A 13,572-nucleotide genomic window follows, 5' to 3' on the forward strand; every position below is an offset into this window, starting at 1 on the left:
TATTCCCTCCTAACTTAAGTAGTAAAAGTTGGCTTTAGTGCGGCATATAATTCTCTCTTCAAATTGAAAAATTCATCACTAAGAAGCTGCTCCTCACTTCTTGGCCTTGGAAATGGAACTACAACTTCTTTGATGACAGTTGCCGGTTTTGCTGATAACACGTATATTCTATCGGAAAGGAAAACCGCTTCATCAATGCTATGCGTAACAAAAAGCACCGACCTCCGATTTTCTTCCCAAACAGACATCAGCCATTTTTGCATTTGCAATCTTGTCAGTTCATCCAAGGCAGAAAAGGGTTCGTCCAGGCACATCAATTCCTGTGGACTTAATATACTTCGAATAAACGCAGCTCTTTGCTTCATGCCTCCAGATAATTCGTGCGGATATGCTTTCTCGTACTCTTCTAATCCGGCTTTCATCAATAGAGCTTTTGCCATTTCTTTATCTTTAACACCCGAAAGCTCGCTTCCTAGCAAAACATTTTCTAATACCGTTCTCCAAGGTAAAAGGGATGGCTGCTGAGGCATATAGCTTATATGACCCTTTAAGCCATTTATTTTTTTACTGTCCAGTGAAATGATGCCATGATGCGGCTTCAAAATGCCCCCTATTAGGTGAAACAATGTACTTTTACCACTGCCAGATGGCCCAAGGATGGTTACAAACTCTCCATCATCCACATAGAAATTTATATTCTCTAAAATATTCTGTTTACCATCGAAAGTATAGGAGACATCTTTAATTTGCAGCTTCATCCTTTTCACCCTCCTTTCTCTTCCATGAAACAAAGTATTTTTCAAGTATGGTAATGATTCCAAAAAAGAGAAGACTCAGTCCCATAATGATAAAAATGGCAACAAACACCCGATCTGTCCTAAATGAAGAGGATGCGAGCGTCATATAAACACCTATCCCCGATTTAGCCCCAAGCCACTCCGAAATAACTGCCCCCATTACACTGTAAGTGGCCGAAATTTTTAGTCCGGAGAAAATGAACGGAATCGAGTGAGGAAGTTCTAGCTTCCAAAATAGTTGCATTTTCCCTGCTCCCATCATCTTGAAATAATGCTTAAGTTCATAAGGAGTCTGGCGAAAACCGTCCAATGAAGCAACAGCGAGAGGGAAAAAACATACGAGAGAAATCACAATCAGCTTCGGCAGCATACCAAAGCCAAACCAGATGACTAGAAGCGGCGCCAAAACGATGATAGGAATATTTTGTGATAGAATGAGAAGCGGATAAACCGCATCTTTTACACCAGGAAAAAGGTGTAAGAGAGCAGCAATTACTAAGCCAATACAGCTTCCAATAAAAAAACCAGATAATGCAAGGTTAGTAGTTGATATAAGGTGTCCAAAAAGGCTATGAAACGACTCTATTCCCTCGATAAAAATGGCTGATGGAGCAGGAAGTAGCCATTTTTCAACCTTTAATAAGCCTGTTGCTACCTCCCACACTATTAGCAACAATAATAAAAGAAAGAAGGGAGCCCCCTTCTTCCAAATCTTTCTTCCGCTCATGGCCGATATTTCTCCGTTAACGTATCCATCGTGATTCCGCTAGGCTGGTACAATATTTTCACTTGGGAAATGACATTCGGCGAACCTATTTCAATCATTCTCACATTCATTTTTTCTATAACGGCCAGAAGCTCAGAAAGCTCACCTTCCATTGTTGTTTCAAGCGGGTGCACCTCGTACTTGACACCTGATTCATCGATGATTTTGATCGCTTCATCGACTAAAGGGATGACATTTTCCCCTTTAGGAATAATTTGTATACTAATTAATGAGTTTGCCATTGTAGTTCCTCCTATTGTGGTAAAAATTCATTGGTAAATGCTTTCTCAGGATCGAAATCACCTTCAAGAAGATTATTTTCAGTCATCCACTCACTATAATTCTTCCAAATTTCAAGCTTTTGTTCACCCCATCTAGGAGCATCATCCTGATACTTAGATGCAAGCCACTTCTGGCTTTTCTTCACTAGCTTTTTATCTAGATCTGGTGCAGCCTTGATTAAAATGTCTGCTGCATCATCAGGATTCTTAATCGCAAACTGGTACCCTTTCGAAGTTGCCTCTACGAACGCTTTAACAGTATCTGGATCCTCTTTAATCATCTTTTCATTTGTGGTCAAAACAGGCGTATAGTAATCGAGCTTATCTGAGTAATCAGTTAAGTAAACCATATTTAGCTTTTCATTTCGCAATTCAGCCTCAATACCTGTCCAGCCATAATAAATCCAAGCGAAATCAATATCTCTTTTCACTGAAGTGAAAAAATCCGAGTCGCCTGTATTTACTATTTCCACTTTATTTACATCCGCATTGTCTTTTGTCATGAGAGATTCGATGATAGCCTTTTCAACTGGAGACCCCCAGCCACCATACGTTTTCCCTTCAAAATCCTTAGGTGTTTTAATATTTTTAGCCACAGGAGAAGCGAATCCTGAGGTATTATGCTGGATGACAGCCGCTAACGAAACAATCGGCACGCCTTGCACGCGAGCCTGTGTAATGCCCTCCTGGTAGCTCACGCCAAATTCTGATTTCCCTGAAGCCACAAGCTTATCAGCTCCTGCCTCACCTGGCATGATAATTTCTACATCCAGGCCTTGTTCTTTAAAATACCCTTTTTCCTTCGCTACATACAATCCTGTATGGTTTGTATTCGGTGTCCAATCGAGAACAACCGAAACCTTTTTTAATTCTTTATTGTCTTCATTTTTAGCTGCTTCTTCCTTTTCAGTAGTGCCGCCAGCACCACATCCAGCTAAAAGGAATAACAAAGTTAACAGTGGCAATAATTTATTCACTATTTTTCCTCCTACACGTTATATAAGGTCCATATGCCGAAACTTTATTGGGTGCCAGTCCCCATCCAAATAATAGATAAAAAAACAAAAACGCCCGAGGATGAATTCGGACGTTAACATACAAAACAGAAAGTCAGTCATAATATGTTCCCTCCGCTGGCATCATCCAGATCAGGTTCAAAGAGTCAGCATCTTAAGGACGCAATCTCAGCCAGCAATACCGGCTCCCCTACATTTCTTGCACATATGAACTTTTCTCTCTCATTATATCAATTCATACAGAAAAGGGAATACTAATTTGCTTCTTCTAACGATTGGCCATTCTGATCATCCTCAGTAATAGGAATAAAATTTAATCAGTATTGTTCAGCAACTCATATAATAATTATTACACTGTAGATAGTTCTTGAACTACTAAAATTAATCATTTAATTTTGTGACCAAGAGGTGGATATGATTATGATAAAAATTAATCAAAAATGGTTAGATGTCAGTCAAATCCAACCAGGTATGATATCTGAAAAAGCATTAGAAATTCTCCAATTAATGTGGAGATATCCGAATATTTTTGTATATAAGACAATGGAAGATCTTAAATTCGATATAGAGATGAGGCTGCAAGTCAATAAAGCTGCCGTTTCGTTAGATAAGAGTAATCCTGAATTTACAATAATAGAGGATTCTGTATGCAATGAACAATATTGGCGACTTACAAAAGATGGAGCATTTGAGCTTAAACCAAGGGTACCCCCTCATCTGGCACTTGAGGATATTTTCATAAACGGAAGTCTTTACGCTTTCGAATGCGGGACAGCGATAGTCATTGTTTTTTTAAAAGCTGTTTTAGATACGGTTGGTCCTAAGAATTTTGACCGTCTTTTTTCAGGCCTTACTCTTTATGACTGGCACTATCCGCAGAATTTGATTCTTCGAGTTCATGAAGGGAAAGATTATGTACCAGGCGACTGTGTTTACTTCAAAAACCCAGATTACGACCCGAACACTCCAGAATGGCAAGGAGAAAATGCGATATTCCTTGGAGAAAACCTCTTTTATGGCCATGGGATTGGGATTACCAATCAACAAGGAATCATCGATGAATTAAATAGCAATAGAAAGTCGAAAGCCACCATATCAGCATTTCTAACACAGCATATTATAAGCATAAATAGTTCCCACTATAGTCAATTCAAGCCAAATATCCCCCGTAATAACCCCGTGTCGCTTCATGACTGCCTATCCAATATAATTGTTTCTGAAATAGGCTCGAGAACTTTTCTAGCGTAGGATTAACAGTTTCTCTTATTAAAGATATAGATTTTGAATCTCTTTTCGTTTATTTTAATAGCTTGTGAAACTCGACACTCACTAACAATTTTTTTCAGGGTGACGTGTATCACTATAAAAAAAACGCTTGGGAAATGGATTTCCTCAAGCGTTTTTTCTTTTTATGCACCAAAGTTTCTTTTTTCTTTAAACCTACGTGTCCCTGCCTTCCCCCATTTGGTAATGGATAGCGTATAAACAGCCAAGGCTGACCAGATGAACAAAAAGGCTAAAAGATGTGCTTTAGTAAAACTCTCATGATAGACGAATACCCCGATCAATAATGATAACGTCGGAGCGATATACTGAAAGATGCCAAGCATCGATAGCGGAATCTTCTCCGCCCCTTTCGCAAAATATAAAAGAGGTAAAGCCGTGACAACCCCACCGCCAACTAACAGTAAGCTTGTGCTACCTGCTGTAAAAAATTGTGATTCGGTTTGGGACATTAAATATATCAAGTAACCCAGAGCAAGAGGCGTTACCATCATCGTTTCGAGTGTTAGCCCGATTGCTGATTCGGCCTTAATCATTTTTTTTGCCAGACCGTATAACCCAAAGGTCATGGCCAAGACTAGAGAGACCCAGGGGATCGTACCGAAATGAATACCAAGTATTAATACACCGATTCCGGCGAGTAGGAAAGACACAATCTGTGCCCCGCTCAATTTTTCTTTTAAGACTATTACTCCTAACAAAACACTGACTAGCGGATTGATATAATAGCCGAGGCTCGTGTCGAGAATCCGTCCTGAGTTAACAGCCCAGATGAACACTCCCCAATTAGCTGTAACAAGCAGTGATGCCGTAAGCAATGCGGCGAATAATTTGGGATTACCCATTATGTTTTTGACATAATCCAGAAACGCTTGCCATTTTTTCATGAAAATCAATAAAACAAGCATGAAGACGAAAGACCATAATACCCTCTGCGCCAAAATCTCTGTTGCACCGACTCCCTGAAGAAACTTCCAGTAAATCGGGACAACTCCCCACATCATATAAGAAAGGGCTGCATAGATCGCCCCTTCTTTTTGTTCATCCACTTTCATAACCTGCCTTCTTTCTAATTACATTCCTTTATCGAAATCCTATTAATATTTTGCTTACCTATTTCATGTTTTGCAACTGTTATTTTTTATCATACATTATTCGGTCGTCAATGACCGTCATGACAGCTTCAACTTTCAGAAGATCATCTGGCTCTATAGCTAAGACATCCCGGTTAAACACGGTAAAATCGGCGTCATATCCCTTTATGATCTGACCACGCCGGTTTTCAAGACCAATCGCAGCCGCACTGCCTTTTGTATAAAGCGCGAAAGCGTCATAAAGAGAAAGCCTTTCATCCATGCCGTACACTGTTTCATCATCACTGTTAATCTTTTTCCTTGTAACAGCTGCATGAATCCCCAAAATTGGATTTAATGGTTCAATCGGTGCATCTGACCCTCCCGCACAAATGATCCCCAGCTTCAAATACGTTTTCCAGGCATAAGAGGATTCCAATAATTTTGCTGAAACCTTTTCTTCGACCCATGGAAAATCGGACGGTACGAAACCTGGTTGGATATCAAAGATGACCGGTAGTTTTGCGGCACGCTCCAAGAGTTCTGGGCGAACAATCTGTGCATGTATAAGCCGGTCCCGAAGACCCTTTTTAGGTGGAAAAGCTTCAATCGCATTCAGGACATAATCAAATGCGAGATCACCAATGGCATGAACAGCAATTGGCATATCAGCCTGCCTTGCTTTTTGCACCAATTCCTGTAGTTCCTTTTCAGTGAAAATAGCCACACCATTCGTATCCTTTTGATCTTCATAAGGCTCACTCAACAGGGCCGTATGTCCTCCTAATGAGCCATCGGTAAATATCTTCATACTATCGAATTTAATATATCGGGTGCCTTCTTGATACCGCCCACCGGATGCCAGCATCTCTTCAAATGCTTGGTGATGAACGAGCAAATTGGCACGAAAGGTCATGTTTCGGCCCTCAATGACCGATTTAAACGCCTGATAAGTCGGCATGAAGCCATTGTAGTAAAAAAGATCCTCTGTATGCCCACCAGTCAAACCAAGCTTATATGCGTCTTGTATGGCCTCTGTAAGCGCGTTTTCGATATAGCCCTGGTCAATGCCGGGAAGACGGTCTAACACAAGGTTCTGGGCCTGATTTTCTTTAAACAAACCATTTAGACGTCCATCGGGATAACGGCAGATTACTCCGCCTGACGGTTCTTCTATTTCTTCTGTAATCCCTGCTTCTAAAAGGGCACGAGAATTAACGACCAGGGCATGACGACATACCCGTTTTAAAACGATTGGATGCTCTGTAGATATGGCATCTAGTTCATCTCGTAGAATCAATTCAGAACTAGGCCATTCATTTTCATTCCAGCCCTCAGCAACAATCCACTTTCCAGCCGGTGTTATTTCGCACTTTTTCTTTACGGAACTCATGATGGATTCCCGGCTATTCATCAAAGAAAGGTCTAAACGGAGCAGTCGTTCACCATGCCCGACCAAATGAAGATGACTATCTACTAATCCCGGCAGCATAGTTTGTCCTTTTAAGTCGATTTCCCTGGAAATATTGTCAGCATATTTTTCTTTTATATAGGCAACCCTGCCGGTATCAACGATCACACCATTGTCAGTGAAGACTGCCTCCACTTGATCTTCTTCTTTTATCATCGTATAAATCGACCCATTGAACCATAACGTTCCCATCCCCGTTTTACACTCCTTATTAAATGTTTCGTAATATGCAGTAAGTGTAACATCTCATTTCATGAATTCCCATATTTTTGATTTTGAAAAATCCTCTGTTATTAAAAAAACGCCAGCCGGAGGGCTGACGGTAATGATTTTGATTTAATTATTAAGAAGTGCCTCTTCTCTTTTCCTTAAATCTACTCGTTTGATTTTGCCGGAGGTCGTTTTAGGAAGTTCTTCTAAAAATTCAATCTTCCTTGGGTATTTATACGGCGCTGTCAATTCTTTTACATGCTTTTGCAGTGTCTTGATTAAGTCTGGGCTGTTCGGATCTATTTCGTCTATTAACACGATGTACGCTTTAACCACATTTCCGCGTATTTCATCAGGACTGGCTATAACAGCACATTCTTTCACATATGGATGTTTAACGAGTGCATCTTCTACTTCAAATGGTCCAATGGTATATCCAGAGCTGATGATAATATCGTCAGAACGACCTTCAAACCAGAAATAGCCTTCTTCATCCATTTTCGCTTGATCGCCAGTTACATAGTAGTCACCACGGAATTGCTTCGCTGTTCGCTCAGGATCTTTAAAATATTCTTTAAAGAGAGCAGGTGTATTTACATGCACTGCAATATCCCCTACCACACCAGGAAGACAAGGCTTACCGGTATCATCAATGATTTCTACATGGTTGCCCGGAGTTGGTTTGCCCATTGAGCCCAGTTTAATTTCCATGCCTTTTGTTACACCTACCAACAGTGTGTTTTCAGTTTGTCCATATCCATCGCGGACTTCGATATGAAAATGGTTTTTAAAAACCTCAAACACTTTTTGGTTTAAAGGTTCCCCCGCTGATACAGCACTATGAAGATCGGATAGATTATAGTCGTCAAGGTTATCCACCTTGGCCATCAGACGGTATTCTGTTGGTGTACAGCATAGCGCATTCACTTTGTAGTCCTGCAGCAACTGTAGATATTTTTTCGCTTCAAACTTTCCGTGATAAGCAAGGCCAGTTGCTCCTGTGCCAAGAACCGCCAAAAACGGACTCCAAATCCATTTTTGCCACCCAGGTCCAGCCGTTGCCCAAACCACATCTCCTTCACTAATGCCCAGCCAGTTTGCTGCAGACGTTTTCAGATGGGCATACGCCCATCCATGTGTGTGGACGACTCCTTTGGGATTTCCTGTTGTTCCGGAAGTATACGATAAGAAGGCCATATCCTCACTCTTTGTAGCTGCCATAGGCAGCTGATCAGATTCCGCGTCAGCAAGCTCATTCAAATCAAGCCAATTCTCCATTTGTTTTCCAATTGAGAATTTAAGAAGGTTTTCCGCTCCCTTTACTTCCTCAAATTCATGAGTGTATTCATGATAACTAACAATTCCTTTTACATCACCGTGATGGATTCGAAACTCCAAATCCTTAGCACGGAGCATTTCAGAACATGGAATGACAATCATGCCGATTTTTAAAGCGGCTAAATACACTTGATAAGCTTCTACTAAACGTGGGATGATGATAAGGACGGTATCACCTTTCCCAAGCCCCTTTTTCTGGAAGGCATTCCCGATTTTATTTGCACTTTTTAATAAGTTCTCATATGTAAGTTGTTTTTTATCTCCGGATTCGCTTTCCCAAAGTACAGCAACTTTTTCTGGATTTTTTGCAAAATGTTCCATTTCACTCACTAAGTTGTAATGTTCCGGAGCTAATAAATCTTCACGTTTCATTTTCTTCCCCTCCAATTAAGAACTCTTAGTACCTACTCATTATACAAGATACTCCTCTGATATTTCTATGTATTTTTACAAATAAATAAAGAGAGCGGGTTTAGAACCCGCTCTCTGTAGCCATATTTATTAAATTATCGTTTGTATCCTCCGCCTAATTGTTGTTCAGCCATTTGAACAAGGCGTTTTGTGATTTCTCCACCAACTGAACCGTTAGCGCGAGATGTTGTGTCGGCACCAAGCTGTACGCCGAATTCTGTAGCGATTTCGTATTTCATTTGTTCTAGAGCTTGTTCTACTCCAGGTACCAATAATTCGTTTGAGCTGTTGTTGTTTGCCATGTGTTTTTCACCTCCTTGTGATTATAGAGTGTGTTAAAACACATGGCTTCATTCGTACTTATTTATTGGTAATTGTAGGATATTAAAATAAGTCTTCCATTGCTTCTTCATTATCGAATGTCTGCCCCGGTGTAACAGTCAAAATTTCTGTGTCAGACACCGCTTTTGCAATTAACGATTCGAAGTCAACAAAGCTTTCATAGTAATTGACTTTTTCACGTTTCGGTTTAGTTTTTGGACTTGCTGGCGTAAAGACCGTGCAACAATCTTCGTATGGAAGATTGGAAATTTCAAAGGTATCGAGCTCTCTGGCAATTTTGATGATTTCCGTTTTATCCATAGTAATCAACGGACGTAGAATCGGTGTATTCGTCACCTCATTGATGGCATACATGCTGCTCATCGTCTGACTCGCTACCTGTCCAAGGCTTTCACCGGTGATCAGTGCCATTGCTTCTTCTTTTTCACGGATTTGATCGGCTACTCGCATCATTAAACGACGAGTTGTCGTCATAGAATAGTTCTCTGGAATTTGTTTTTGAATTAACAGCTGAATTTCCGTAAACGGAACGATATGCACTTTCATGCTGCCATTTATCTCAGCAAGCTTGCCGGCCAAGTCAATTACCTTTTGACGTGAACGCTCACTTGTGAAAGGAGGGCTGTAAAAATGGATGGCTTCTACATCCAATCCACGTTTCATGGATAGGAATCCGGCAACAGGGCTATCAATCCCTCCTGAAAGCATCAGCATTGCCTTTCCGCTTGAACCAAATGGAAGACCACCAGCTCCCTGAATGATCTCACCCGTTAAATACACTGCTTCGCGTCTTACTTCAACAAGCAGATTCAAATCCGGATTTTTTACATCCACCTTTAAATCTTCCGTGTTGCGAAGCAAATGGCCGCCAAGTGCTCGGTTAATTTCATCGGTATTGTATGGAAAGTCTTTATCTGCTCGTTTTGTCGTGATTTTAAACGTGCCCACTTCTTCAAGAGTATGATTAAGATAATATAACGCAGCCGTTTTCATCACTTCTAAATCACGTTCAATTTTAATCGCAGGACTTAAAGACTGGATGCCAAAAATTCCTTTTAACCGTTCAATGACGGGCTTATGGTCGACCCCGTTTAAGAGAACATACATCCGTTCCCGATTGGCTGTAAGCACAACGCCCTCGATATCCTTTAAACTCCAGCGGATATGCGCCTTCATCTTGTCCACAAAGCCTTTACGGTTTCTTTTTTTCGTAGAGATTTCGCCATAGCGAATAATTATATGATCAAATTTCATTTTGCAACCCTCATTATTTTTTCTAAATTAGCGACTATTTTCTGTATCGCCGCCAGAACTTTTTCTGCTTCTTCCATTTCATTGCTATAGGTAGTACTGATTCGGATAACACTTTCGGAACGAGCTTGATTATGGAACATTGCATCTACCGTTTTGCTTACCGTTCTCTTTTTCGAAGAGCAGGCACTAGTCGTCGAAACATATATCCCATCCGCTTCCAGAGCATGAAGCAATACTTCTGATTTGAGTCCCGGAACGGAAAAATTCAAAATATGAGGTGCTCCCTCTTCAGGACTGTTAACTAGTACTCCATCTATCTCTTGCAAACCTTTATATAAATATTTATTGATTTGCTGTAGCTTATCATGATACAGCAACTGGTTGTTCATACTAATACGGAAGGCTTTTGAAAGAGCGACGATTCCCGCGACATTTTCGGTACCGCTCCTGATTTTCGTCTCTTGATTGCCACCGTGAAAAAGCGGATCAATCCGGACGCCATCACGTATGTAAAGGATACCTGTTCCCTTTAAGCCGTGAACTTTGTGACCGGATATGGTACATAAATCCACATTAGCATCACGCAGTGAAAGAGAAATCTTTCCAGCCCCCTGAACGTTATCAACATGGAAGAGTACCTGTGGGTATTCCCTCAACAATTTTCCAATTTCAACAATTGGTTGTATCGAGCCCACTTCGTTATTAACATGCATAACGGATACTAAAATGGTATCTTCTCTTAAAGCATGTTTGAGATCTGCTAATGCTACCTGACCATATTCATTTACAGGAAGATAAGTAATTTCATATCCCTGTTTCGTTAATGAATGGCATGCATCTTCTACAGAAGGATGTTCAATTGCTGTCGTGATAATATGTTTCCCTCGGTTAGCATGTGAAAAAGCGGCTCCTTTAATCGCCAGGTTGTTTCCTTCTGTACCCCCGGAAGTAAAATAAATTTCCGAGCTTTTCACCTTTAATAATTGAGCAATCTGTTTTCTTGCAGCAGAAAGCAATTTTTCTGACTGAACCCCAAGCCCGTGAAGCGAAGAGGGGTTGCCAAAATAGTCAGTTGAAACCTTTATGAAAGATTCAATCACTTCTGAATATGGTTTTGTTGTTGCACTATTATCAAAATAAATCATGGGTTCACCTTCCATGTTTTTGTATCTATGATGGTCATACTTCTATATGTCGTTTCAAATGTTGTTGTTGCGACTTCTAATATTAACATAGTTGAAATTGAAAGAGAATGTAAAACGCTGGTCAAACACCTGTGAAAACATGAAAGGCCAGTTGTATAGATATTGTCTTAATAGACATTGATTATATTTTCTTCTCAAAACTCGTTCTGCAAGAAATCTATCACGTTTCACGCTTTTTTTAGTCAATATTTTGGATAACGAATATGAAGTTATCTTAACTTTATGTGTTTCTACCATTAATAAAACACACGAAAAAACCCGCCATAGCGGGTTTTCAGGAAAGAACTTCTTCTATATTCTCTCCAATTTTTTGTAAGCTGCCTGGATCGACCTTTTCTATTGCCGCGGCTGCTGTTTCCAATGCAGCTTGATATTCATAGCTGTGGAATTTCGCTTCAGCTTCTCTTAAGCTATCGGCAACGGTAGCGTGACTGCTGCGGTAGCGATTTCCGAATTGAATCACTTTTTCCGCTAAATACATATGCTCAACTAGCTCTTGTGCCTTTTCGTAGACCTTGTTAACCTGTTTGACTGCTTTTTCTAAAAAGATATAAACAGCTGCCATTTCAAGCGGCTTTTCTTCAAGTTTGTTATGAACGTCATCTATGCTTTCTTTTGCATCAGAAAGCACCACTTTATACTCTTCAGGTAGACCAGGGATATTACTTTTTGCAATTAAACGGCTTGTATCAACCATTTTCCGTTTCAACTCCGCCAGTGAATCACGTGCATCCATTTCATCTTTTCTTAAAGCTTGTAATTTAACAGAAAATTCCTTCTGGTATTCCTGCAATTCGTTCAACTGTGCCGCAAGCCCTTGCATCTCTTCACTGATAAGCGAGCTTGCCATCACATTATCCTCCATCTTCAAGACAAGCAATTGATGGCGTTTCGAAATCTGTACAATTTGCTTTTCCATTTTCCGTTGTGCATCCAACTCATTTTCAGTTAGATGATAGGTGTGTTGAACATGTATAGTCTCAACTTTGAGTTTATCGTTTTCATATTCAAGGTCACTTATCGTTTTCCTGAGGACTTCATCATTTTTCAAGACATACTGTTTGGAAAGCACTTCTTTCTCCAGAAGGTCATAAAGTACGTCAATACTTTCACGCATCTCTTTAATCCCTTTATCAACAGCTTCAGTTTCGGCATTTTCCAATTGTGTTTTATATAGATCCAGTTCTTCTTCAAGCCGTGAAATCTCCTGCTCGAATTGGATATGACTTAACAGATACCCCTGTCCGGACATTTCCTCATATCCATCTTTTAATTCATGAAGTTGAGAATGCAGCTCGGATTGACTATCAACCAATAATTTTGGAAGCATCTCCATTTTAGCAGATAAGACTGCAAGCTTTTCCTTTATGGAAAGTACAAGCTCCCTAGCGTTCAAATAATTCCCATTTTCAGTTTCTTCTTCATATTTTTGAAGGATCTGCAGTACTTCATCCAAAGAGGCCTCTAGCTTTTCAGCAGCTTTCCCATAATTATGGCGGTGTGCAAGCAATGATTTCTTTAATTGACGGTAGGATTCTTTAATATCCTCAATTTCTATTCTATTCTTTTCCTCACTGCCTACAAGTTCATTTAATTCGTAAAGAATCTTTTTAATCATTTCTTCAATTTCATTCAGCTTGACAGTAATTTTCCGCTGTACCTCTTTTGAACGGCTGAAACGGTATTTATCAACAAGCTCCTCGGCATCGAATAAAAGCTCCTCGACTTCCGGCATATGATCCGTGATGATAGCGTCCCATTCAATACGCCAGTTTTCAAACATTTCCTCTGTTTCACCAGTCATGTTCAATTGTTTGACCTTAGAAAGCTCTTCTAGCACGGGGCGGTGCATGATGCTTATTTTCCAGGATTCCAGACGATCAATCTCTTTAAAAAATCTCTTTTTGAAAAAATAACCCCAAATAATAAAAATTAAAATTAATACAATTATCCCAAGTATGTAATCCATGGTAAGCCCCCTGTTCTAGTCCTTACAGCCTCGCTCTTTTATATATCAATTTTAAAAATGTTAAATTTAATGCTTTTATGATACCATGTTAGCAATAATTTTTGATGAGAAAAAGATTTTTTTGTGGAAAATTGCTACAAAATACCGGTTTTTTG

General features: G+C 40.0%; 12 protein-coding genes and 1 riboswitch. Of the genes, 1 reads left to right on the forward strand and 11 read right to left on the reverse strand.

Annotated features, from left to right (window positions below; translation table 11 throughout):
• Positions 1–14: 14 nt before the first annotated feature.
• The 4 genes from AKG34_RS17695 to AKG34_RS17710 are packed head-to-tail and all read right to left on the reverse strand — an operon-like array spanning position 15 to position 2,821.
• Positions 15–758 (reverse strand): ABC transporter ATP-binding protein, encoded by a 744-nt coding sequence (locus tag AKG34_RS17695; protein WP_053347301.1) that lies wholly within the window; start codon positions 756–758, stop codon positions 15–17.
• The gene (locus tag AKG34_RS17700; protein ID WP_053347302.1) at positions 742–1,524 is read right to left on the reverse strand and encodes an ABC transporter permease; all 783 of its coding nucleotides are present in this window, start codon (positions 1,522–1,524) and stop codon (positions 742–744) included. The genes AKG34_RS17695 and AKG34_RS17700 overlap by 17 nt, the downstream gene beginning before the upstream one ends.
• A complete protein-coding gene (locus AKG34_RS17705; RefSeq protein ID WP_053347303.1) occupies positions 1,521–1,805 on the reverse strand; it encodes a thiamine-binding protein in 285 nt (94 codons plus the stop codon). The genes AKG34_RS17700 and AKG34_RS17705 overlap by 4 nt, the downstream gene beginning before the upstream one ends.
• 11 nt (positions 1,806–1,816) lie before the next feature.
• Positions 1,817–2,821, reverse strand: coding sequence for an ABC transporter substrate-binding protein (locus AKG34_RS17710; protein ID WP_053347304.1), 1,005 nt, complete (start codon positions 2,819–2,821; stop codon positions 1,817–1,819).
• Positions 2,822–2,952: 131 nt separating this feature from the next.
• Positions 2,953–3,062: riboswitch (TPP riboswitch) on the reverse strand.
• Between the two features lie 218 nt (positions 3,063–3,280).
• On the opposite strand from AKG34_RS17710, the gene AKG34_RS17715 reads away from it, so the two are divergent.
• Positions 3,281–4,108 carry a protein-glutamine gamma-glutamyltransferase gene (locus AKG34_RS17715; RefSeq protein ID WP_083450832.1) on the forward strand — a complete coding sequence of 276 codons (828 nt, stop codon included), beginning with the start codon at positions 3,281–3,283 and terminating at the stop codon, positions 4,106–4,108.
• 161 nt (positions 4,109–4,269) lie between these two features.
• On the opposite strand, the gene rarD is transcribed toward AKG34_RS17715, so the two are convergent.
• The 7 genes from rarD to ezrA form a co-directional block, all read right to left on the reverse strand.
• The gene (rarD, locus tag AKG34_RS17720) at positions 4,270–5,199 is read right to left on the reverse strand and encodes an EamA family transporter RarD (RefSeq protein ID WP_053347305.1); all 930 of its coding nucleotides are present in this window, start codon (positions 5,197–5,199) and stop codon (positions 4,270–4,272) included.
• Positions 5,200–5,278: 79 nt separating this feature from the next.
• Positions 5,279–6,880: an amidohydrolase gene (locus AKG34_RS17725; protein ID WP_053347306.1), complete on the reverse strand. Its 1,602-nt coding sequence runs from the start codon at positions 6,878–6,880 to the stop codon at positions 5,279–5,281.
• A 144-nt stretch (positions 6,881–7,024) separates the two neighbouring features.
• Positions 7,025–8,608, reverse strand: a complete 1,584-nt coding sequence (mbcS, locus tag AKG34_RS17730; RefSeq protein WP_053347307.1) for an acyl-CoA synthetase MbcS — start codon at positions 8,606–8,608, stop codon at positions 7,025–7,027.
• 134 nt (positions 8,609–8,742) lie between these two features.
• Positions 8,743–8,949: an alpha/beta-type small acid-soluble spore protein gene (locus AKG34_RS17735; RefSeq protein WP_053347308.1), complete on the reverse strand. Its 207-nt coding sequence runs from the start codon at positions 8,947–8,949 to the stop codon at positions 8,743–8,745.
• 82 nt (positions 8,950–9,031) lie between these two features.
• On the reverse strand, positions 9,032–10,243 hold the full coding sequence (thiI, locus tag AKG34_RS17740; protein WP_053347309.1) for a tRNA uracil 4-sulfurtransferase ThiI: 1,212 nt from the start codon (positions 10,241–10,243) through the stop codon (positions 9,032–9,034).
• Entirely contained in the window at positions 10,240–11,388 is a 1,149-nt protein-coding gene (locus AKG34_RS17745; RefSeq protein WP_053347310.1) for a cysteine desulfurase family protein, read from the reverse strand. The genes thiI and AKG34_RS17745 overlap by 4 nt, the downstream gene beginning before the upstream one ends.
• 334 nt (positions 11,389–11,722) lie before the next feature.
• Complete coding sequence (gene ezrA, locus AKG34_RS17750; RefSeq protein WP_053347311.1) at positions 11,723–13,417, reverse strand: septation ring formation regulator EzrA; 1,695 nt, start codon at positions 13,415–13,417, stop codon at positions 11,723–11,725.
• Positions 13,418–13,572 lie beyond the last annotated feature (155 nt).

It is taken from the genome of Peribacillus butanolivorans (assembly GCF_001273755.1).
Lineage (GTDB): Bacteria > Bacillota > Bacilli > Bacillales > DSM-1321 > Peribacillus > Peribacillus butanolivorans.